This is a genomic window from Janthinobacterium sp. GW458P, assembly GCF_002127585.1.
Classification (GTDB): domain Bacteria; phylum Pseudomonadota; class Gammaproteobacteria; order Burkholderiales; family Burkholderiaceae_D; genus Janthinobacterium.
The window spans coordinates 41,200-62,252 of the sequence record NZ_NEGZ01000020.1 but is presented as its reverse complement, the minus strand read 5'-3'; the positions used below and the strand labels follow the sequence as shown (position 1 = coordinate 62,252).

Annotated in this window: 19 protein-coding genes; 11 read left to right on the top strand and 8 right to left on the bottom strand. The window is 64.2% G+C overall.

The window, feature by feature from the left end; all coding sequences use genetic code 11:
- The first annotated feature begins 9 nt into the window (after window positions 1-9).
- The 4 genes from CBW50_RS13460 to CBW50_RS13445 all read left to right on the top strand — a co-directional run bounded on the left by CBW50_RS13460 (window position 10) and on the right by CBW50_RS13445 (window position 5,842).
- The gene (locus tag CBW50_RS13460) at window positions 10-1,008 is read left to right on the top strand and encodes a CoA ester lyase (RefSeq protein ID WP_086146036.1); all 999 of its coding nucleotides are present in this window, start codon (window positions 10-12) and stop codon (window positions 1,006-1,008) included.
- A gap of 13 nt (window positions 1,009-1,021) precedes the next feature.
- Entirely contained in the window at window positions 1,022-1,567 is a 546-nt protein-coding gene (locus tag CBW50_RS13455; protein ID WP_086146035.1) for a hypothetical protein, read from the top strand.
- A gap of 87 nt (window positions 1,568-1,654) precedes the next feature.
- The gene (gene acnA, locus CBW50_RS13450; RefSeq protein ID WP_086146034.1) at window positions 1,655-4,375 is read left to right on the top strand and encodes an aconitate hydratase AcnA; all 2,721 of its coding nucleotides are present in this window, start codon (window positions 1,655-1,657) and stop codon (window positions 4,373-4,375) included.
- Between the two features lie 213 nt (window positions 4,376-4,588).
- On the top strand, window positions 4,589-5,842 hold the full coding sequence (locus CBW50_RS13445) for a DUF2863 family protein (protein WP_086146033.1): 1,254 nt from the start codon (window positions 4,589-4,591) through the stop codon (window positions 5,840-5,842).
- Window positions 5,843-5,913: 71 nt separating this feature from the next.
- Here the strand turns inward: CBW50_RS13445 and CBW50_RS13440 are convergent, their stop codons facing one another.
- Window positions 5,914-6,378 carry a CYTH domain-containing protein gene (locus CBW50_RS13440; protein WP_086146055.1) on the bottom strand — a complete coding sequence of 155 codons (465 nt, stop codon included), beginning with the start codon at window positions 6,376-6,378 and terminating at the stop codon, window positions 5,914-5,916.
- Between the two features lie 12 nt (window positions 6,379-6,390).
- Window positions 6,391-7,512, bottom strand: a complete 1,122-nt coding sequence (locus CBW50_RS13435) for a M14-type cytosolic carboxypeptidase (RefSeq protein ID WP_086146032.1) — start codon at window positions 7,510-7,512, stop codon at window positions 6,391-6,393.
- 302 nt (window positions 7,513-7,814) lie between these two features.
- On the opposite strand from CBW50_RS13435, the gene CBW50_RS13430 reads away from it, so the two are divergent.
- Window positions 7,815-8,477, top strand: a complete 663-nt coding sequence (locus CBW50_RS13430) for a TetR/AcrR family transcriptional regulator (RefSeq protein ID WP_086146031.1) — start codon at window positions 7,815-7,817, stop codon at window positions 8,475-8,477.
- 96 nt (window positions 8,478-8,573) lie between these two features.
- Window positions 8,574-8,945 carry a hypothetical protein gene (locus tag CBW50_RS13425; protein ID WP_086146030.1) on the top strand — a complete coding sequence of 124 codons (372 nt, stop codon included), beginning with the start codon at window positions 8,574-8,576 and terminating at the stop codon, window positions 8,943-8,945.
- Between the two features lie 61 nt (window positions 8,946-9,006).
- Here CBW50_RS13425 and CBW50_RS13420 read toward each other — a convergent pair whose 3' ends face one another.
- Window positions 9,007-10,503, bottom strand: coding sequence for an acetyl-CoA hydrolase/transferase family protein (locus CBW50_RS13420; protein ID WP_086146054.1), 1,497 nt, complete (start codon window positions 10,501-10,503; stop codon window positions 9,007-9,009).
- A gap of 160 nt (window positions 10,504-10,663) precedes the next feature.
- Here CBW50_RS13420 and CBW50_RS13415 point away from each other — a divergent pair, with 160 nt between their 5' ends.
- The gene (locus CBW50_RS13415; RefSeq protein WP_086146029.1) at window positions 10,664-11,557 is read left to right on the top strand and encodes a LysR substrate-binding domain-containing protein; all 894 of its coding nucleotides are present in this window, start codon (window positions 10,664-10,666) and stop codon (window positions 11,555-11,557) included.
- A 57-nt stretch (window positions 11,558-11,614) separates the two neighbouring features.
- Here the strand turns inward: CBW50_RS13415 and CBW50_RS13410 are convergent, their stop codons facing one another.
- Window positions 11,615-12,922 carry a sugar MFS transporter gene (locus tag CBW50_RS13410; RefSeq protein ID WP_086146028.1) on the bottom strand — a complete coding sequence of 436 codons (1,308 nt, stop codon included), beginning with the start codon at window positions 12,920-12,922 and terminating at the stop codon, window positions 11,615-11,617.
- Window positions 12,923-13,312: 390 nt separating this feature from the next.
- On the opposite strand from CBW50_RS13410, the gene CBW50_RS29965 reads away from it, so the two are divergent.
- Together CBW50_RS29965 and CBW50_RS13400 are read left to right on the top strand one after the other, a co-directional pair.
- On the top strand, window positions 13,313-13,459 hold the full coding sequence (locus CBW50_RS29965) for a DUF3563 family protein (RefSeq protein WP_226935964.1): 147 nt from the start codon (window positions 13,313-13,315) through the stop codon (window positions 13,457-13,459).
- A gap of 110 nt (window positions 13,460-13,569) precedes the next feature.
- Window positions 13,570-14,097: an NADPH-dependent FMN reductase gene (locus tag CBW50_RS13400; RefSeq protein WP_172404759.1), complete on the top strand. Its 528-nt coding sequence runs from the start codon at window positions 13,570-13,572 to the stop codon at window positions 14,095-14,097.
- A gap of 58 nt (window positions 14,098-14,155) precedes the next feature.
- Here the strand turns inward: CBW50_RS13400 and CBW50_RS13395 are convergent, their stop codons facing one another.
- From CBW50_RS13395 to CBW50_RS13380, 4 genes are all read right to left on the bottom strand, one after another.
- Entirely contained in the window at window positions 14,156-15,862 is a 1,707-nt protein-coding gene (locus tag CBW50_RS13395) for a lactate permease LctP family transporter (protein WP_086146027.1), read from the bottom strand.
- A gap of 93 nt (window positions 15,863-15,955) precedes the next feature.
- A complete protein-coding gene (locus CBW50_RS13390; protein ID WP_086146026.1) occupies window positions 15,956-17,401 on the bottom strand; it encodes a LutB/LldF family L-lactate oxidation iron-sulfur protein in 1,446 nt (481 codons plus the stop codon).
- Window positions 17,398-18,114 (bottom strand): LUD domain-containing protein, encoded by a 717-nt coding sequence (locus CBW50_RS13385; RefSeq protein WP_086146025.1) that lies wholly within the window; start codon window positions 18,112-18,114, stop codon window positions 17,398-17,400. The genes CBW50_RS13390 and CBW50_RS13385 overlap by 4 nt, the downstream gene beginning before the upstream one ends.
- Entirely contained in the window at window positions 18,111-18,920 is an 810-nt protein-coding gene (locus CBW50_RS13380) for a (Fe-S)-binding protein (RefSeq protein ID WP_086146024.1), read from the bottom strand. The genes CBW50_RS13385 and CBW50_RS13380 overlap by 4 nt, the downstream gene beginning before the upstream one ends.
- A gap of 141 nt (window positions 18,921-19,061) precedes the next feature.
- On the opposite strand from CBW50_RS13380, the gene CBW50_RS13375 reads away from it, so the two are divergent.
- Together CBW50_RS13375 and CBW50_RS13370 are read left to right on the top strand one after the other, a co-directional pair.
- Window positions 19,062-19,772 carry a FadR/GntR family transcriptional regulator gene (locus tag CBW50_RS13375; protein ID WP_253251938.1) on the top strand — a complete coding sequence of 237 codons (711 nt, stop codon included), beginning with the start codon at window positions 19,062-19,064 and terminating at the stop codon, window positions 19,770-19,772.
- A gap of 111 nt (window positions 19,773-19,883) precedes the next feature.
- On the top strand, window positions 19,884-20,984 hold the full coding sequence (locus CBW50_RS13370) for a diguanylate cyclase (RefSeq protein WP_157792294.1): 1,101 nt from the start codon (window positions 19,884-19,886) through the stop codon (window positions 20,982-20,984).
- Window positions 20,985-21,053 lie beyond the last annotated feature (69 nt).

The window sequence follows — 21,053 nt, the reverse complement described above, 5'->3', positions numbered from 1 at the left end:
GCCTTAAGCATGCACCCTTCCGAGGTTTTATTCCAAGGCAAACGCCAGCCGCTGTTGCTCGCCGCTTGCGACCACTACGCCGGCTCTGAAAAGCTGATGCGTAAATCGATTGCTTTGCAACAAGAGCTTGGGCCCCTGTTCGATATCACGTTCGACTGCGAAGATGGCGCCAGCGCCGGCAATGAAGAAGCGCACGCGCAGATGATCGCCGGCCTGCTGGCCAGCGACGAGAACCAGTTCAACCGCATCGGCGTGCGCGTGCACGATGTCGACAGCCCGTTTTTTACGCGCGACGTGGAAATCATCTGTGCCGCCGCGGCCCGCCTGGCCTATATCGCCGTGCCCAAGGTGGGCGGCGTGCAGGACGCCATGCTGGCCATCGACCTGATCAATCTGCACGCGCGCCGCGCCGGCCGCGACAACCTGCCCGTGCACATCCTGATCGAGACGCACGGCGCGCTGCGCGACGCCTACGCGATCGCCGCCCTGCCCCAGGTCGAATGCCTGTCCTTCGGCATCATGGATTTCGTCTCGGCCCATTACGGCGCCATCCCGGCCGCCGCCATGCGCACGCCGGGCCAGTTCACGCACCCGCTGGTGGTGCGCGCCAAGCTCGAAGTGGCGGCCGCCTGCCACGCGCACGGCAAGGTGCCCTCGCATAACGTGACAACCGACGTGCGCGATTCGGCCGTGGTGGCAAACGACGCCCAGCGCGCTACTGCCGAGTTCGGCTATACGCGCATGTGGAGCATCCACCCGGACCAGATCAAACCCATTATCAAGGCCTTCACGCCGCGCCTGTCCGAAGTCAACGAGGCCAGCAACATCCTGAATGAAGCGCTGCGCGCCAACTGGGGGCCGATCGCCCAAAATGGCCGCTTGCATGACCGCGCCAGCTACCGATATTATTGGACCGTTTTGCAACGCGCCAAACTGGCGGGCCTGGGCCTGCCCGAGGCGGCCGCCGCATTACTGAATACACCTTCTTCCAGCACCACTGAAAACTGACAGGAATTACACGATGTCCATCTCCAAATTAGCAATTGCCTGCAGCGTCGCGCTGGGCGCCATGACCCTCACGCTGGCGCCGGCCAGCTTCGCCGCCACGGCAGAGGCAAATCCCAAGGCCGTCAAGGCCAAGCCGAAAGCCAAGGCCAGCAAGGCCAAGGCGGCCGCCAAGGAAGCCCATCCGCTCGCCATGTCGGTCGCCGACAAGGAAGAAGCCGATGAGCCGAACACGACGGGCTCGGCTTCCACCGACTTCAATTGCGAACTTGGCAATAAAATCACGATCTACACGAATGCCACGGATGACAAACACATCGCCCTGCGCTGGAAGAAGCGCCTGCACCGCCTGAGCCGCGTTGGCACCACCACCGGCGCCAACCGCTTCGAGAACCGTCTGTATGGTCTCGTCTGGATCGGCATTCCGGCCAAAGGCATGCTGCTCGATTCCAAGCAGGGCCGCCAATTGGCCAATGAATGCAAGGATGCGGAGCAAGCCAAGCCGGCGGCAGTGGTGGAAGCCGCGCCATCGCTGGGCGTGCTGCCAGTTACCGGCGGCTGATGTGAGCAGCAAGGGCCTCTTCGGGGGCTCAGTCATGTTTTGTAATTTGAATAATCAATAATAGACGATACCCAACAAGGAGAGGTCATGTCCCGCAACACTCTGAACACGCTCAAGGACTTTAATATTTCGGATAGCAAGAAGGGCAAGCTGTACTCCCTGCCTGCGCTGGAAAAAAGCCTGGGCATCAATGTCTCCCGCCTGCCAGTGTCGATTCGCATCGTGCTCGAATCGGTATTGCGCAACTGCGACGGCAAAAAAGTCACCGAAGAACACGTCAAGCAATTGGCGAGCTGGGGCCCGACCGCCGAGCGCACCGACGAGATCCCGTTCGTAGTGGCGCGCGTCGTGCTGCAGGACTTCACCGGCGTTCCACTGCTGGCCGACCTGGCAGCGATGCGCAACGTGGCCGCCAAGATGGGCATCAACGCCAAGAAGATCGAACCGCTGGTACCGGTCGACCTGGTGGTCGACCACTCGGTCACCATCGATCACTACCGCGAAAAGAAAGCGCTGGACCTGAACATGAAACTGGAATTCTCGCGCAACAACGAGCGCTACCAGTTCATGAAATGGGGCATGCAGGCATTCGACACCTTCGGCGTCGTGCCGCCGGGCTTCGGCATCGTCCACCAGGTCAACCTGGAGTACCTGGCGCGCGGCGTGCACCACGCAGGCAAGAAAGCCGGCGACGTGTACTACCCTGACACCCTGGTCGGCACCGACTCGCACACCACCATGATCAACGGCATCGGCGTGGTCGGCTGGGGCGTGGGCGGCATCGAGGCGGAAGCCGGCATGCTGGGCCAGCCGGTTTACTTCCTGACCCCGGACGTCATCGGCGTGAACCTGTCGGGCGCGCTGCGCGAAGGCTGCACCGCCACCGACCTGGTACTGACCATCACCGAACTGCTGCGCAAGGAAAAAGTCGTCGGCAAGTTCGTCGAATTCTTCGGCGAAGGCACTGAGTCCTTGACCCTGACGGACCGCGCGACGATCGCCAACATGGCTCCGGAATACGGCGCGACCATGGGCTTCTTCCCGGTCGACGAAGCGACCATCGATTACTTCAAGGGCACCGGCCGCAGCAAGGCTGAAATCGCCGCGTTCGAAGGCTACTTCAAGGCGCAAAACCTGTTCGGCGTGCCAAAAGCGGGCGAGATCGACTACACCCGCGTGGTGGAACTGGACCTGGCGTCGGTCGCCCCATCGCTGGCCGGCCCGAAACGCCCGCAAGACCGTATCGAGATCGGCAACGTCAAGGCCAACTTCGCCGAGCTGTTCGCCAAGCCGACGACCGAAAACGGCTTCAACAAGAATCCGGCCGACCTGGCTGCCGTGTACGAAACGACGAACGGCGTGAAAGTGTCGAACGGCGACGTGCTGATCGCCGCGATCACCTCGTGCACCAACACCTCGAACCCGAGCGTGATGCTGGCTGCCGGCCTGCTGGCCAAGAAAGCCGTGGAAGCGGGCCTGAAAGTCGCTCCGCACATCAAGACCTCGCTGGCCCCTGGCTCGCGCGTCGTAACCGAGTACCTGACCGCTGCCGGCCTGCTGCCATACCTGGAAAAACTGGGCTTCGGCGTGACCGCCTACGGCTGCACCACCTGTATCGGCAATGCGGGCGACCTGACGCCCGAGCTGAACGCAGCCATTGCCACGCACGACATCGTCGCGTCGGCCGTGCTGTCGGGCAACCGCAACTTCGAAGCGCGCATTCACCCGAACATCCGCTCGAACTTCCTGGCTTCGCCACCGCTGGTCGTCGCCTACGCCATCGCCGGCAACATGACGCGCGACCTGATGACGGAACCGGTCGGCAAGGGCAAGGGCGGCAAGGACATCTACCTGGGCGACATCTGGCCGACCTCGGCTGAAGTGTCGGCCATGATGAAGTTCGCCATGAACGCCAAGGTGTTCAAGGACAACTACGCGGACGTCAAGGGCGCGCCAGGCAAGCTGTGGGAAAAAGTCACCACCGTCTCCGGTCAAGTCTACAACTGGCCAAAATCGACCTACATCGCGGAACCACCGTTCTTCGACAACTTCTCGATGACGCCAGCGGCAGTGGCCACCGGCATCGAAGGCGCGCGCGCGCTGGGCGTGTTCGGCGATTCCATCACCACCGACCACATCTCGCCAGCCGGCTCGATCCAGGAAAACGGTCCTGCAGGCAAGTGGCTGAAGGAAAACGGCGTCCTGAAGGCGGACTTCAACTCCTACGGCTCGCGTCGCGGCAACCATGAAATCATGATGCGCGGCACCTTCGCCAACGTGCGCATCAAGAACCGCATGATCCCTGCCAAGGCGGACGGTTCGGCGGTCGAAGGCGGCATCACGATCCATCAGCCTTCCGGCGAACAGATGTCGATCTACGACGCAGCGATGAAATATGTTGCTGAAGGCACGCCAACCATGGTCTTCGGCGGCGAAGAGTACGGTACGGGCTCGTCGCGCGACTGGGCCGCCAAGGGCACCCAGCTGCTGGGCGTGAAAGCCGTGATCACCCGTTCGTTCGAGCGCATCCACCGCTCGAACCTGGTGGGCATGGGCGTGTTGCCGCTGCAATTCATCGGCGACGACAGCGTGCAAACGCTGGGCATCACCGGCAATGAAACCTTCGACCTGAAAGGCCTCGAAGGCGAAATCAAGCCACAGCAACTGGCTACCCTGGTGATCCACCGCGCCGACGGCAGCAGCCAGGAAGTCAAGGTCCTGCTGCGCATCGATACGCCGATCGAAGTCGATTACTACAAGCATGGCGGCATCCTGCCATTCGTACTGCGTCAACTGCTGGCCGAGTAATCCGCCCGGCTGTGATGTAAGATAAGAGCGCCGGTTCCGACCGGCGCTTTTTTTCGTCCATACGCCCTGTTTGCGCTTGAAATTACGGCAATCGGCATGATCTACAGATAGCTTACGTATTGCGTGCGGCCGAATCCTCTACAATACGGTTATAAGGGTTTATCATTGTTTGACTGATCCATTTTTTTCACTTTCCGAGACTCTTATCCCGCTATGCGTCGTCCTTCCAAAGATTCATCCCATAAACTGACTGCCGACAGCCAGCGCCTGGTCACCTTTGCCCAGGCGATCGTGCAGGCAGCCAGCCGTCTCGAAGAGCGGTCCTGGGAACACAGCCTGGATACGCAGCTCCAGAAATTACTCAAAACCGGCCACCAGGACACCGTTGACAACACCCTGGGCAGCCTGTTCAAGGAAGACTTGAACGCCTACGACGTGCTGATGGACTGCGTTGAAGCCGTCAGCGAATCGACCGTCATCACGCATGAAGAGGTGCGCTACGACGCCCTGCTGGTGGCCGTGCCCATCCTTGCGTGGACGCGCTTTTCCATCGCCTCCGGCCCCATGGCCGGCGACGCGCACGGCGTCTTGTCCGCGCACTTTGCGGCCCACCTGCTGGCCGATGGCACGAAGATGGCCATGGCACCGACCCTGTACTCGATCGACCAGTTGCCGCGCAGCCACGTCGAGACGTATGCCAAGACGCAGAAGCTGGCCCTGGCCGCCCTGAAGGGCACGGCCGTCAAGCCATCGAGCAAGGAAGCGGAAACGGCGCCTTTCCTGGCCGACACCCGCTACCTGCTGGTGGCCGTGGTCGCGCCTGCCGGCGCGCCGCTGTTCCGCTGGCAGACGCCGGCCAGCCAGCTCGACTTCATCAAGGAGCGCAGCGCCGCCCTGGAGCAATGGCGCGCGCAGGCCACCCCGACCATTGCCCGCCTGCTGCCCGGCTGCGGCCTGGAATTGCTGCTGCCGGAAGCGTACTACGTGGCCTGCCGCGAAGCGGACAAGCTGATACGCCCCGTCTCCGTGCGCGCCGCCGTGCACTACCTGACGCATACGCTGGCCATCGAGCCGTCGGAATTGCGCGCCGTCATCGCCGGCTTCGGCGAAGAGGCGGCCGACGGTCAGGTGGACGAGTACCGCATCGCCTTCACCCTGCGCCAGGCGCCGGACGTCATCTACGGCATCGTCTGGCCCCTGTACGGCCAGGAAGACGAGGATGGCACGCCGATCGAAGGCCTGATCCAGGTCGGCATCGCCGCGCTGGACAAGCAAAAGACGCCCGTCGATGAAATTATCGAGCATCTGAACGCAGCCGGCGTGACGCAGATCAAGCGCCATGCGGAACGTTTTGTCGGAGAGTATTGCGACGATTGCGGCGCGCCGCTGTTTGCCGACCCGGTCGGCGAGCTGGCGCATGCGGAAATGCCGGAAGATACGCCGCAGGGCACCGAGCACTTCCACTAAATCGTGCAGACGTAAAAAAGGCGGAACCCCGGTTCCGCCTTTTTGCATTTCAAGCCACGCTTAACGCGCCATCACCACTGTGAAAACGGGTGGCGGATCAAATTCGCGTTGTAGTAGCGCGCATCACCCGACACTTCCGCGCCTATCCATTCCGGCTTCTCGAACGGCTGGTCTTCCGACGCCAGCTCGATCTCGGCCACCACCAGGCCCGCATTGGCGCCAAGAAACTCGTCGATTTCCCATACCATGCCCGCGTGTTCGATGCGGTGGCGGACCTTTTCGATCAGCGGCTGTTCGCACAGGCCATCGAGCAGTTCGACGGCGTCGGCCAGCGGAATCGGATACTCCCACTCGCCGCGCGTCGCGCCCACGTTGGCGCCCTTGATGGTCAGCATCGCCTGTTCGCCCTCGATGCGCACGCGCACCACGCGCTCGCGCGCCGACGACAGATAGCCCTGGCGCAGCAGCACCGGCTGGCCCAGGCCGCGCCAGGCGTCGCTGGCCAGCAGGAATTTACGCTCGATTTCGATGCCCATGAACAACGCCGATCAATCCAGCGACAACAGGATAGGCTGCAGCATGGCCGCGCCCAGGGCCGCGCTGCGCGCGCCATTCCAGCCCACGGCCGGATCCGGCAAGTCGGCGTTTTCCTTGAACGGCATTTCCAGCGTCAGCGCCAGGCAGCCGAAGTGGTGGCCGATGTATTTCGACGCCAGGGTCAGCATGTCCGACTTGTACTTGCTGGCCGCATAGCCGAACTTGTCCTGGAAGTCGGGGCTGGACTGCTTGTAGCGCTCGATGAAGGCCTTCTGGTGCGCCGCTTGCTCTGGCGTAAAGTTTTCCAGCATTTCGTTGCCAGCCACAAAGTTGTACGGCAGCGCTTCATCGCCGTGGATGTCGAAGAACATGTCGACGCCCGTTTCGTGGATCTTGTTTTTCACGCACAACACTTCCGGGCTGGACTCCAGCGACGGCGTCATCCATTCGCGGTTCAGGTTGGCGCCGGCCGCATTCGTGCGCAGGTTGCCGCGGATGGAACCGTCCGGGTTCATGTTCGGCACGATGTGGAACACGGCGCGCTGCAAGAGCTTGCGCGCAATCGGGTTGGCGTCGTCCAGCAGCGAGTCGATCAGGCCTTCGACAAACCATTCGGCCATCGATTCGCCCGGATGCTGGCGCGCGATGATCCAGATTTTCTTTTCCGCCTGCGGGTTGCCGATGGTAACCATGTTCATGTCGCGGCCGTCGACCGTGCTGCCCAGGTCGGACACGCGCGCCAGCGGATGCTCGGCCACTTCGCCCAGCAGGCGCAAATGGCGTTCCCACGAGTACGGCTCGAAGTAGGCGTAATACACGCTGTCGAGTTCCGGCGTGTGCGAGATCGTCATGACCTGGCCATCAAACGAGGTCGGTACGCGGAACCAGTTTTCGCTGTCGTAGCTGGCCACGGCCTGGTAGTCTTCATAGCCGGCCGGATACGTGGCCTGGCCCGCGTTCAGGAAGCGCATCGTGCACGCCTGGCCGCGCGCGCCCTGCAGGCGGAAGTGGAACCACTGGTGGATGTCGGCGTGGCTGTCCTTGCGCAAGTTCAGGTCGATGGCGCCGGCACTGGTGGCGCTCACCACGTCGATGGCGCCCGAGTCGAAGTTCTGGCTGATTTTAATGGTCATGTAATGATCCCGTCCGAATGTAAGTGTTCCGGCGTCGCCTCGTGGGCCACCGCCGTCGCGCTAAAAAACGCAGTGTAAGCTATCCCGCTATTTTCCGCCCTTTGGCCCCGTTCGCAAAGCCTGCCCCGGCGATTTATGCACCAATCCGGGGCATCGATGGAAAAGTGCCGGGTAAAAGCGCGAAAAATCGGCCAGCTGTTGCATCTACCGGACAAAAAACTGATTTGTAACAGCGGCTGACACATTGGCACCATGCCGCCCCCCTATAATTCTTGCTTTCATAGAGTCGCCAGGAAAGAGTCGTGGACAAGAAGTTAACTAATATCCAGGAAAGAAAGTTACGCGAGGCTCAGGCGCGGCGCGAGCACATCATTGACGTCGTCAAGGACCTCATCAAGAAGGGCGGCGCGCGCGCCGTCTCCATCCGCAAGGTGGCCGAAGCGGCCGGCTTTTCCACCACCGTCGTGTATGCCCTGTTCCGCGACAAGGCCACCCTGATCGCCCAGGCCATGGACAAGGATTTGCTGGAACTGGTGCGCGCCATGCGCGAAGCCTGCGCCACCAGCGCCGATCCGTGGCAGCGCATCAGCCTGGTCGGGCGCGCCTATATCGAGTATGGTTTCCGGCATCCCGACGAGTATTCGCTGATTTTCATGGAATTGCGCCCGCATGCGGAAATCGACGCCGTTGAAGTCGAGCACGGCAACATCGAGCAAGACCCGTATGCCTACGCGCTGCACCTGTTCGGCGAACTGGCGCAGGCGGGCCAGGTACGCCAGGACGAGCAAGCGCTGCACACGATGACGCAAATCTTCTGGCAGGCGCTGCACGGCCTCGTGTCGCTGCGCATCGTCATGGATGCGGGCGACCCATGGACGCCGCATCTGGAAATGAACGCGCATATCGACGACTTGCTCGCTGTCATCACGGCAGGCATCCGCTTGCGCTTTGCACCAGCTTCCTGACGTTTGATCCAGCGCAAACCGGGCCGCTCAAAAAGGCGGACAGTGGAGTGACGCCGCCTGCGCTGGTGCAGCGCGGCCCGCGCGAAGGAGTGCGAGATGAACGATGCCTATGCCACGGACCGGCTTGACAAACAGCAAAGCGCGCACAATGCTGTACGCATGGAAGCGCGCCTGACAAAACTGGAAACGGACCGGGAACATGACCGGCAATGGTTCAAGACCCTGGAACAGCGGCTTGGCGAGGGCCTCGACAAGGTGCGCACGGGATTGCGCGACGAATCGCAGTTGCTGCGCGCCGACCTGACGCAATTTCGCGGCGACCTGCGCGGCGACTGCCACGCCTTTCGCACGGAACTGGGCGACATCCGCAAGCACATGCATACCCACTTCCTGTGGTTCATGGGCATACAGGCCACCACCACGTTTGCCCTGCTGGGCCTGGGCGCCAAGGCGCTGCATATGTATTGAATAGTGAAAAAGGCAGGCGCGGTGCTGCACCGCCCTGCCCTGTGTTTGCGCTGACGCGAACTTACTGCGCTGCCAGCATGCTCTGCGTTTCCTGGTAGCGCGTATGCCACGACAGCGCCTCTTGCAGAATGTGCGGCGTGTGACCACCGCGCTGGCATGCCGCGTCGTAATATGCGCGCAATTGCTCGCGGTAGTCGGGATGGGTGCAGCGCTCGATGATCAAGGGCGCCCGTTCGCGCGGCGCCAGGCCCCGCAAGTCCGCATAGCCCCACTCCGTCACCAGCACGTCGACGTCATGCTCCGTATGGTCCACATGCGACACCATCGGCACGACGCTGGAAATGCGTCCGCCCTTGGCCGCCGATTTCGACACGAACATCGACACTTGCCCGTTGCGCGCAAAGTCGCCCGAGCCGCCGATGCCGTTCATCATGTGCGTGCCGCACACGTGGGTGGAATTGACGTTGCCGTAGATATCGAACTCGAGCGCCGTGTTCAGTGCAATGATGCCCAGGCGGCGCACGATTTCCGGGTGGTTGCTGATTTCCTGCGGCCGCAGCACGATCTTCGAGCGGTAATGATCGATATTGTCCATCAGCTTCCGGTGCACGGGCGCCGACAGCGTGATCGACGAGGCCGAAGCAAACGCCAGCTGGCCCGAATCGAGCAGCTCGATGGCGCTGTCCTGCAGCACTTCCGAGTACATCGTCATGTTCTGGAAGGGCGAACCGATCAGGCCATGCAGCACGGCATTGGCGATGGTGCCGATGCCCGCCTGCAGGGGCAGCAGTTCCGGCCCCATGCGTCCGGCCGCCACTTCGCCTTCCAGAAAGGCGATCACGTGGCCGGCGATCGCCTGCGTTTCCGCATCGGGAGGCAAGGCGTTCGACGGGCTGTCGGGGCTGTCCGTGATGACGATGGCGGCAATGCGCGCCGGGTCGATGGCGATGGCCGTGCTGCCCAGGCGCTGGTCCACGCGCGTGAGCGGGATCGGTTCGCGGCCCGGCAGGGTTTGTGGAATATAAATGTCGTGCAAGCCTTCCAGCGCCAGCGGCGTGGACAGGTTGATTTCGATGATGACCTGCGTTGCCTGCTGGGCAAAGGCGGCGGAGTTGCCGACCGACATGGTCGGAATGATGGCGCCGGCGGCCGTGATGGCCGTCGCTTCGATGACGGCGATGTCGACGGCAGCCAGGTTACCCGAGCGCAACTGCTCGGCCGTTTCCGACAGATGCTGGTCGATGAACATGACTTCGCCGTTATTGATCTTGCCGCGCAAGACCGGGTCGACCTGGAACGGCATGCGGCGCGCCAGCACGCCCGCCTCGGCCATCAGGCCGTCGCTGCCGTTGCCCAGCGAGGCGCCCGTGATCAAAGTCAGGCTCAGCGGGTCCTGCAGGGCGCGCTCGGCCAGTGCGCGCGGCAGGGCCTTGGCGTCGCCGGCACGGGTAAAGCCGCTCATGCCGACGCGCATGCCGTTGTGGAACAATTTGGCTGCCTCATCGGCGCTCATGATTTTGCTGAGCAAGCCTGGGTGGCGGATACGGTCCTCGTACATCGTGATGCTCCTGATATTCTTAATATTCTCAAACTGGATGGCTGTCATACACCAACCCCATAAGTGGGATTCAGTATAAAATCCCGGCCATATGCATGGCATGAATTAATTTCGCCACATCCAGTCGATATTTTCATGCCGCGCCGAGGCGAGCACCATCTTGGATATCCGTTCCCTGCGCTATTTCGTCGAAACCGTGCGCCTGTCGAGCTTTACGCAGGCAGCCGAATCGCTGCACCTGACCCAGTCGACCATCAGCAAGATGGTGCGCCAGCTGGAAGACGAGGTGGGCGCGCAGCTGCTCGTGCGCGACGGGCGCAAGCTGACGCTGACGGACACGGGCCGCATCGTCTACCAGCACGGCCAGGAAATGCTGGCCAACATGCGCCAGCTGACCCTGGAAGTGCGCGACACGCAGGCGCTGGCGCGCGGCAGCCTGACGGTCGGCATCCCGCCGATGATCAACGTGCTGTTTACGCCCGTATTAAAAGCCTTCCGCGCGCGCTATCCGCACATCAGCCTGACCTTGCAGGAAGACACGGGCCAGCAGATCGAACGCAAGGTGGCGGCCGGCGAGCTGGAAATCGGCATGACGGTGCTGCCGGCCGATCCCGAACTCGATCTCGTCGCCGTGCCCGTCGCCAGCTACCCGATCTGGGCGCTGGCCGAACCGGGCACCTTCCAGAAGCAGCGCACGACCTTGCCCTTCAAGGCGCTGGCCGAGCTGCCGCTGGTGTTATTGAAAGATGATTTCGCCCTCACGCGCAGCCTGCGCCAGTATTTCGCGCAGGCCGGCTTCGAGCCGCGCATCGCCGCGCAGAGCGGACAATGGGACTGGCTCGTGGCGATGGCCTCGGCGGGACTGGGCGTGGCCCTGCTGCCGGAGCCGTTCATCCACCGCCTGGCCGGCGAACCGCTTGAGACGGTGCGCATCGTCGAGCCGGAAGTGGCGTGGCAGGTGGCGCATATCTGGAGCGGGCGCTATCTGTCGCACGCTGCGCGCGCCTGGCTCGAGGTGTGCGAGGATGTGCTGGGCACGAAATTCGAGCATTAACGCAAAAAAAAAGGGTGGCCTCGGCCACCCTTTTCAGCATTATCGATTCCGCGCCGCTTACTTTGCGCCAGCGCCTTCGCTGTACATGCCGGCGTATTTCCAGCCGAAGTACAGGATAAACGTGTAGCACAGGGCCGGCACGAGGAAGGACAGCTGCAGGTTGATGTGGTCGGCCAGGAAGCCCTGGATGAACGGCACGATGGCCCCGCCGACGATGGCCATGCACAGGATGCCCGAGCCTTGTCCCGTTTGCGCGCCCAGCTTGTTCAGCGCCATGCTGAAGATGGTCGGGAACATGATGGAGTTGAACAGGCCCACGGCGATCAATGCCCACATGGCCGTGTGCCCGCTGGAGAAGACGGCGACGAGAATCAGCGCGATGACGACGGCGGCGTTGAAGGCCAGGGTCTTGCCCGGGCTGACATAACGCATCACGCCAAAACCGACGAAACGGCCCAGCATGGCGCCGCCCCAGTAATAGCTGACGAAATAGGCGGCGTCGGCGTGGCTCAGGCCCGCGATATGGCTCTCGCCCAGGAAGTTGATCAGGAAGCTGCCGATGCTCACTTCTCCGCCCACGTACAGGAAGATGGCCAGTGCGCCCAGCACCAGATGGCGGTGCGACCAGATCGACACCTTGTGGCCATCCTGCGCCAGGGCCGCCGCATCGTCGGCATGCGAAATCTTCGGCAAGCGGGCCAGCGCGAACAGCACGGCCAGCACCACCAGGGTGGCGGCCAGCGCCAGGTACGGACCCTGCACGGCGGCCGCTTCCTTGGCCCGGTAGGCCAGCTGCTCGGCCGCCGGCAGCAGGTCGAACTGCTGCACCGTCAGCACGGTGCCCGACAAAATCAGCATGCCGCCCAGGGCCGGCGCCACGGTGGTGCCCAGCGCGTTGAACGCCTGCGTCAGGGTCAGACGGCTCGACGCCGTCTGCGGGTCGCCCAATTCCGTCACGTAGGGATTGGCAGCCACCTGCAGCACGGTGATGCCGGCCGCCAGGATGAAGAAGGACAACAGGAACAGCGCGTAGCTGCCGGTGGAAGCAGGATAGAACATGGCGCAGCCGGCGGCGGCGATCAGCAGGCCGGCGACGACGCCGCGCTGGTAGCCGATTTTCTTGATCAACATGCCGGCTGGCAACGAAACGATGGCGTAGGCGCCAAAGAAGCAGAACTGCACCAGCATCGCCTGGACATAGGTCAAGGTGTAGATCGAGCGCAGATGGGGAATCAGCACATCATTGAGCGAGGTCAGCAGCCCCCACATGAAAAACAGCACCGTGACAATGATCAGGGCGCCTGTATTGTTTTGCGTGCCGGCCTGCGCGCGCGTTGCGCCCAGCCCCTGCTTTACGTGTTCCATACTTTCTCCATTGTTCTATCCAAGATTGTCGTGCCCTGCCCTGGCCCATCGCTTGCATGGGCACCATCAGGCAGCGGCAGCGCTCGTGTCTGAAAGCAACATCTTCGCAAGGCCGAGCGCGTAGTAAAACTACCTTGCTGCGGCCGCATTATGCCCGAAAGGCCCCGGATTGCGCAGGTTTCGCATCAATTATTCGATAATTGAATAGCTGACATTCGAAAACAAAAGTAGCCTTATATCTTGGGATTGGTATACTTATGTTGCAGTGCAGCACAACGCGGCACGCCACACAAGGAGTTCGCCATGTCTACCGCATTTACCTATCACACGACGCAAAACAACAATGTCATCGCCACCTTGCTGCACGCCGCCAAGCGTGTCGGCGCCTGGCTGGCCCAGAGCAGCGATCACCGCGAACGCGCCTATGAAGAAGCCTATCTGGCCGAATCGACCGACCGCTACGACCTGGAATACCGCATGCGCGAACTGGCCCGCGCCAACCCGCAGCCAAGCTGGATGAGCGGTCTGAGCCGTTAAGAGCGCAGCCATACCAGCCACGCATAGCAGCCCATCGTCGGCTGTTGCAACATCGATAGCGCCATCCTGCTCGCCTTGCGCTTGAGCGCGCGATGGGCTATACAGGCGAGATGCAAACGCCCATTACCATCCTCGCCATCGCCGGCAGCCTGCGTGCCGCCTCCCTCAATACCGCCCTGCTGCGCGCCATCGCCCGGCTTGCACCAGCGCCATTTGATATCCGCATCTACCAGGGACTCGGTGACCTGCCGCTGTTCAATCCCGACCTCGACGCCGACAGCCTGCCGGCCGTGACGGGCCTGCGCGACGCCATCGTGGCGGCCGACGTGCTGCTGCTGGCCAGCCCTGAGTACGCGCACGGCGTGAGCGGGCCCATGAAGAATGCGCTGGACTGGATGGTGGGAAATGAATCGTTCATCGACAAGCCACTGGTGCTGCTGAACGCTGCACCGCGCGCCACGCATGCGCAGGCGGCGCTGCGCGAAACGGCATGCACCATGTCGGCGCGCCTGATCGACGAGGCCTGCATCAGCCTGCCCCTGCTGGGGTCGGGACTCGATGCGGAAGGCATCGCCGCTGACCCGGCATTGCGCCGGGCCATCCTCGATATGCTGCAGTGCATCAGGTCATTTCCATGACCTTCTGCACGTTTTGCTGAAAATTTATCTAGTTTTACTACGTACTTCTACGCACCGCTCAATGCGGGATCATGCCGGTGAACACATACGCCTGCAGCATGGTGATGATGCCGATGATGACGGCAAACAACAGGCTGTGCTTCAGGGTAAAGCGGAACAGGTCCGATTCCCTGCCCACCAGTCCCGTTGCCGCGCAGGCCACGGCGATCGACTGGGGCGAGATCATCTTCGCCGTCACGCCGCCCGTCGTGTTGGCCGCCACCATCAGGGTGTCGGACACGCCGATCTGGTGCGCCGTCGTGTTTTGCAGTGAGCAGAACAGGGCGTTCGACGACGTGTCGGACCCCGTCAGGAAGACCCCCAGCCAGCCCAGGAAGGGCGAGAAGAACGGGAAGGCGGCGCCGCTGCCGGCCAGCAGCAGGGCCAGGGTGGACGACATGCCCGAGTAGTTGGCAACAAAGGCAAACGCCAGCACCAGGCCGATCGACAGCACGGGACGGCGCAATTCCACCACGGTTTCCACGAACGCCTTGACGCCATCGCGCGGCTTCATGCGCAGCATCAGCATCGACAGCACGGCCGTCAGCAAGATCGCCGTGCCCACGGCCGACAGCAAATCGAGCTTGAACACGGCTTCATACGCCTTCGGCTCGGCCACGATGGGCATGGCCTTCATCACCAGTTTGTCGAGATAGGGCACGTGGATCTTGATGACCAGGCCGGACAAGGCGCCGCCGGCGGCAAACAGGGCCTTGAAGCCGGGCAGGCTCCACACGGTGACGATGGCCGTCAACAGGCCGAACGGCGCCCAGGCGCGCATGGTCTGCGCCGTCGTGTAGGGCGAGGCGGCGCGATTGCCGGCGCCGCGCACGGCCGAAGCACCGCCCGCGCCGCCAAAACCGGACAGCGCGGCCGTGCCGCCGCCGACGGCATGGGCCACTTTCGCATTCTTCGGCTGCCACACTTTCAGGAACAGGGTCAGCGACACCAGGCTGACGAGGGCCGAGGTGATGTCCGGCAGCTCGGGGCCGATATGGTTCGAGGTGAAGTACTGGGTGACGGCAAAGCTCAAGCCCGTCACCAGCGCGGCCGGCCACACTTCGCGCACGCCGCGCAAGCCATCCATCATGAACACCAGCCAGAACGGCACCAGCAGCGACAGCAGCGGCAGCTGGCGGCCCGCCATGGCGCCGATCAGGAAGGGGTCGATGCCCGTCACCTGGCCCGCCACGATGATGGGGATGCCCATCGCGCCGAAGGCCACGGGCGCCGTGTTGGCGATCAGGCACAGGCCCGCCGCGTACAGCGGGTTGAAGCCGAGGCCCACCAGCAGCGCCGAGGTGATGGCGACGGGCGCGCCGAAACCGGCCGCCCCTTCGAGGAAGGCGCCGAAGGCAAAGCCGATCAGCAGCACCTGCAGGCGCTGGTCGTCCGTGACCGACAGCACGGAGGCGCGGATGATGTCGATCTGCCCCGTCTTGACGACGATTTTATACAGGAAGACGGCCGTGACGATGATCCAGGCGATGGGCCACAAGCCGTACGCAAAGCCGTAGCCGGCCGCCGCCAGCGCCTGCGGCACGGGCATGCCATAGGCGAAGATGGCCACGGCCAGCGCCAGCGCCAGCGTGACGGCGGCGGCCACATGGCCCTTGATGCGCAGCGCCGCCAGGGCGATGAAGAAGAAGATGATGGGAACGGCTGCCGCCAGCGACGACAGCCACAGGCTGCCGAGCGGTGTATAAAGTTGGGTCCAGGTTTGCATGTCGGGTCTCCTCCGGTGGATGCGGGTTGAGTGAAAAAACGGCTTTTGATGTAGTTGTGTGCAGCGTGTTTTTTGCGGTATGGCGGGGTGTCGCTATTCTTCCTGCCCCCGTGCATTAAGCAGGTCGGCCAGGCTGCGCGGCGCCGGCGTCAATGGCTTGCGGTGCTGCGTCCAGCCCAGTTGCGCGCGCGGCGTCAGCAACCGCAACCGCGTGGCTGCCCAGCGGAACAGGCGGTAGCTGGCAGGGCGCGCAAAGGCGCCGCTCCAGAAACGCCAGATCAGGCTTTCACCACGGCTGAACTTGGCGCCCTGGCCGCGCAACGGATGCGTCACTTCCTCATGCGGATTGCGGTTCGCCTCCGTGCGCAGGCGCACCAGCAGTTGCGGAATCGGGATGCGCACGGGGCACACCTCGCCGCAGGCGCCGCACAGGCTCGACGCGGTGGCCAGGTCCGCCGTCGCGGCGAGTCCCAGCAAGTGGGGCGAGATGATCTTGCCGATCGGCCCCGGATACGTGGTGCCGTAGGCGTGGCCGCCGATGCGCGTGTAGACGGGGCAGTGGTTCATGCAGGCGCCGCAGCGTATGCATTGCAGGGTGGCGCGCAGCTGCTCGTCGGCGTAGGCCTGGCTGCGGCCGTTATCGAGCAAGACCAGGTGCACTTCGCGCGGCCCATCGAGCTCGCCGGCGCGGCGCGGGCCGGAAATCAGGTTGAAATACGTGGTGATGGCCTGCCCGGTGGCCGAACGCGTCAGCAGGCTGGCCAGCGGCACGATGTGCTCCAGCTTGGCAACCACTTTTTCCATGCCCATGATGGCGATGTGCACGTCCGGCACGGACGTCGTCAGCCGGCCATTGCCCTCGTTTTCCACCAGCCACAAGGTGCCCGTGTCGGCCGCCGCGAAGTTCACGCCCGACAGGCCGATGTCGGCCTCGACGAAGGCCTGGCGCAGGGCGCGCCGGCCCGTCTGGATCAGGCTGTCGACGTCTTCGGTGTAAGGCGCGTCGGGAATATGCTCGGCAAACAGGCCCGCGATGTCGGCCTTGGTTTTGTGAATGGCCGGCATGACGATGTGCGACGGCTTTTCGCCGGCCAGCTGGACGATGTACTCGCCCATGTCCGACTCCAGGCAGGTCATGCCGCGCGCTTCCAGGTAGTGATTGAGCTCGATTTCCTCGCTGGCCATCGACTTGCCCTTGATGAAGCGCGTCGCCTGGGCCTTTTGCGCGATGGCGTGGATGATGGCGTTGGCCTGCTCGCCATCCTCGGCCCAGTGCACCTGCACGCCGGCCGCCGTCAGCCTGTCTTCCAGCTGCACCAGCAGGTCAGGCAGACGCGCCAGCGCGTGCCGGCGCACGGCTTCGCCGATGTCGCGCAGGCGTTCGAGTTCATCGCCGTCGGGGAACTGGGCGCTGCGCTTGTCCTGTAAAAAATCCATGGCGCCGCGAAAGCTCTGGCGCAGCTTCGGATCGTCGAGCGCGGCGCGGGCGCGCGCGTGAAAGTCTGCCGGTTTGACGAATTGCAAGGGCTTGGCGTTCATGGCTGGCCTCCTTCATGGGCTGGCAAGTCGTCGACGATCAGCACCCACAGCCAGCGCGGGCCATGCGCGCCATAGGCAAGGGTTTGCTGGATGTCCGACGTTTTCGACGGTCCCGACACCAGCACCAGGTTCGATGGCATGCCGTCCGCCCAGCGCTCGGCGCGCGCCGCCGCGTGCAAGTCCACGTGCAGGCTGCTCGCATACACGAGGCAGACGTGCAGGGGCGGCGCCAGCGACACCGTGCGCGGCGCGGCCGCGTCGGGCGCAATGACCAGGGTGCCCGTGGCGGCAATGCCCGAGCGGGCGACCGTAAAACCGGCGTCGACCGTGTCGAACAATTCGCCCTTCCACTGCGCCAGCGGACGGTCAAAAGACAGCGCTGACACGCCCACCGGCAAGGCGGCGCGCAAGGCCTGCCCTTCGGCGCTGGCGGCATCCACCAGCAAACGGCGCACGCCGTGCTCACCGAGGCGCTGCGCCAGCAGGGCCGGCCAGGCGTCCACGCTCACGCAGTCGACCTGCGCATGCGAGACGCGCAAGGCTGCCTGCATGGCGCTTATCCTGTGACGCGGCGACAGAGGAGATGCGGCGCGGCGCGCCTGGTAGTGGCTGTCGATGACGGTATCGATGGTATCCACCGCCTCGGGCGCGGAGGGTGCGGCGGCACGCAAACGCCCCAGCATGCGTTCGCGGGCGGTCAATGCCGCACTCATGGCGCGCCTCCCGTGCGGCGCCACAAGAAGCTGGCCAGGTGCTCGACGGGCAGCGGCGCGCCCTGGTGCTGGGCGGCGTGGCCGATGTTGAGCAGGCAGCCGCAGTCGGCCGAGACGAGCCGGTCGCAGCCCGTGGCGCAGGCCGAGGCGATCTTGTCGCTGACCATGGCGCCGGAAATGTCCGGATGTTTCAGTGAGAACGTGCCGCCGAAGCCGCAGCATTCCGACTCGCGCTGGTGTTCGACGCGGGTCACGCCGGGCAGGGCGTCGAGCAGGGCCACGCCGTGCGGGCGCGTGCCCATCTCGCGGCGCGCCCCGCACGAGGTATGCAGCACCACGCTTTCATCGGCCTGCCCTGGACCGGCCAGGGCCAGGCCGGCCAGGTCGAGCTTGAGCACGCAGACGAGAAATTCGCTCAGTTCATACACGCGTTCGGCCAGTTCCAGCGCCTTGGGACCGGCCACGGGGTCGTCCTGGAACAGCTGCGGCCAGTGGTGGCGCATCATGCCGGCGCAGGAACCGGACGGCACGATCACGGGCCACGGCTGCGCAAACAGGTCGAGCTGGGCGCGGGCCACGGCGCGCGCCTGGTCCGGGTTGCCGCTGCTGTAGGCGGGCTGGCCGCAGCAGCTCTGGCCGCGCGGATAGTGCACCAGCAAGCCTTCCCGTTCCAGCAGGCGCACCGCGTCGAGCCCCGCCTGCGGCACGAACAGGTCGACCAGGCAGGTGGCGAACAGGTACACCTGGAGCGGTGCGGGCGGGTAGTGGCGTGATGCGTGGCGCGGCTGGCGCGGGTCTGGCTGCATGAGTGTGTCTCCCGGCGCTCTGTGTGTTGCTGCGGCGCCGCTGTGTGTTGTTAAGAATGACCGGTTCACGCATAATTCCAGCTTCCGCGCGCCGCTTCAAATTGCTCGGACCACTTGAAAACAACAGACGAGACAACAGCGATGGCGACAGGCATGCAGACGCGGGGCAGGGTCGAGACGGTGATGCGCAGGCTGGAGACGGCCCTGCTGGACGGCAGCTTGCCGGCGGGTGCGCAACTGCCGGCCGAACGCCTGCTGGCGCAGCAATATGGGGTTTCGCGCAATACCGTGCGCGAGGCGGTGCAGCGGCTGGCGGCGCGGGGCCTCGTGCGCAGCCGGCGCGGCGCCGGCGTCTTTGTGACAGATCAATTGCGCACCGGCATGGCTTCACCGTGGAGCCAGCTGGTGGCCGACCACCCTGCCCTGCGCGATGACATCCTGGAATTTCGCCGCGTGCTCGAAGGAGCCACGGCCTACTTTGCCGCGCAGCGGGCCAGCGCGGGCGAACGCGCGCAAATCCTGGCCTTGCTGGCCGAACTGGAGCAGGCGCGCGCGGTCGACGACAAGCACGGCGAGGCGCAAGCCGATGCGCGGCTGCATGAAGTCATCGCGCAGGCGTCGCACAACACCATGTTCTTGCACTTGCACACCAGCATCATCGGCATGCTGCGCGAACACATCACGCTCAACGGCACGGGCCTGCGCCAGCAGGATGACGCCACCTCGCTGCAACTGCTGTCGCAGCACCGCACCCTGTGCGAGGCCATCTGCGCCAGCCAGCCGGAAGAGGCGCGCACGGCCATGCAAAGCCATATCGACTTCGTGCGCACGCGCGTCAACCACGACGATTAAGGCCACTGGTAGGGCCAATTGGGGATTTTCAGGGGCACGCTTGGGATGCGTCGCAATTTGTCGCAGGGCGGGGCAAGAATGAGGCTTCGATTCGCTACCCGACAGGTTTCCATGCAGCAGCACCATGCAAGCAACGACTCCCGCAGCCTGGCGCTGCACCCCTGGCTGGCCCGCTTGCGCGATCCGCAACAGGAAGCGGCCTATCTGCGCCTGCCGGCGCCGGGCCAGACGCATGGCTGGCCGCCGCTGGCCCTGTACGCCAGCGCCAGCTTGGCCTTTGGCGCGGCGCTCCTGCCGCCCGACTGCTGGCCCTTGGCGCTGGCCTGGTGCCTGGCCATGGCTTGCGCCCTGTGGCAGGCGCTGCGCAGCCCGGCCACCGGGCCTTGCCGCGAGGCGGCCCGCCGCACCGTGCTCGCCCTGGGCATGGCCGGCTTCCTGACGAGTTTTTCGCTGCGGGACGCCGACGCCGCCTGGCACGCCATGGCCTTCTGCGCCCTGCTGTTGCTGCCATATGCCGGCATCACGCAAGGCACGCGGCACGCCGCCGGCCTGGGCGGCGCCGCCAGCCTGGCCTGGTTCTGCCTGCACGGCGCCAGCCAGGCCGCCGACGCCGCCACCTTGCTGGCGCTGAACCTGGGCGGCGTCTGCGCCAGCCATGGCTTGCAGCGCCAGCGCCGCGCCCAGTTCATGCAGCGCCGCATCCTGCTGGAACAAGCCATGCGCGACCACCTGACCGGCTGCTACAACCGGCGCTACCTCGATGAACGCCTGCTGGACGCCGAACTGGCCCGTTCGCAGCGCCATGGCCTGAGCCTGACCGCCATCCTGTGCGACATCGATCACTTCAAGCGCATCAACGACGTGCACGGCCACGCCGCTGGCGACGCGGCGCTGCGCACGGTGGCCGCCCTGCTCGGCGACGCCACCCGCCGCGGCATCGACAGCGTGGTGCGCCACGGCGGCGAAGAATTCCTGCTGATCCTGCCTGAAACGGACCTGGCGGGCGGCGTGCGCCTGGCCGAACGCCTGCGCGCCAGCCTGGCGCGGCAGACGGCGACGACGGCCAGCTTCGGCGTCGTCACCATCGATTGCCGGCCTGGCGCACCGGCGCCCGACGCATCCGCCCTGGTCGCCGCCGCCGACAAGCTGCTGTACCAGGCCAAGCATGCGGGACGCAATTGCGTCAGGGCCGCCATGCTGGCCTCCCTGTAATTGCCATCGAATTAATGTTACCATTCGACAACTTATGTACTCCACAGTACACATCCTGCCACTGAATTG

Coding starts and splice junctions, on each gene's coding strand:
- CBW50_RS13435 (WP_086146032.1), bottom strand. CDS start 7,512: ATGACCATTAAAATCAGCCAGAACTTCGACTCGGGCGCCATCGACGTG.
- CBW50_RS13410 (WP_086146028.1), bottom strand. CDS start 12,922: ATGGAACACGTAAAGCAGGGGCTGGGCGCAACGCGCGCGCAGGCCGGC.
- CBW50_RS13395 (WP_086146027.1), bottom strand. CDS start 15,862: ATGCAAACCTGGACCCAACTTTATACACCGCTCGGCAGCCTGTGGCTG.
- CBW50_RS13420 (WP_086146054.1), bottom strand. CDS start 10,503: ATGTACGAGGACCGTATCCGCCACCCAGGCTTGCTCAGCAAAATCATG.
- CBW50_RS13390 (WP_086146026.1), bottom strand. CDS start 17,401: ATGAACGCCAAGCCCTTGCAATTCGTCAAACCGGCAGACTTTCACGCG.
- CBW50_RS13370 (WP_157792294.1), top strand. CDS start 19,884: ATGCAGCAGCACCATGCAAGCAACGACTCCCGCAGCCTGGCGCTGCAC.
- CBW50_RS13375 (WP_253251938.1), top strand. CDS start 19,062: ATGGCGACAGGCATGCAGACGCGGGGCAGGGTCGAGACGGTGATGCGC.
- CBW50_RS13425 (WP_086146030.1), top strand. CDS start 8,574: ATGAACGATGCCTATGCCACGGACCGGCTTGACAAACAGCAAAGCGCG.
- CBW50_RS13455 (WP_086146035.1), top strand. CDS start 1,022: ATGTCCATCTCCAAATTAGCAATTGCCTGCAGCGTCGCGCTGGGCGCC.
- CBW50_RS13400 (WP_172404759.1), top strand. CDS start 13,570: ATGCAAACGCCCATTACCATCCTCGCCATCGCCGGCAGCCTGCGTGCC.
- CBW50_RS13445 (WP_086146033.1), top strand. CDS start 4,589: ATGCGTCGTCCTTCCAAAGATTCATCCCATAAACTGACTGCCGACAGC.
- CBW50_RS13460 (WP_086146036.1), top strand. CDS start 10: ATGCACCCTTCCGAGGTTTTATTCCAAGGCAAACGCCAGCCGCTGTTG.
- CBW50_RS13385 (WP_086146025.1), bottom strand. CDS start 18,114: ATGAGTGCGGCATTGACCGCCCGCGAACGCATGCTGGGGCGTTTGCGT.
- CBW50_RS13440 (WP_086146055.1), bottom strand. CDS start 6,378: ATGGGCATCGAAATCGAGCGTAAATTCCTGCTGGCCAGCGACGCCTGG.
- acnA (WP_086146034.1), top strand. CDS start 1,655: ATGTCCCGCAACACTCTGAACACGCTCAAGGACTTTAATATTTCGGAT.
- CBW50_RS13380 (WP_086146024.1), bottom strand. CDS start 18,920: ATGCAGCCAGACCCGCGCCAGCCGCGCCACGCATCACGCCACTACCCG.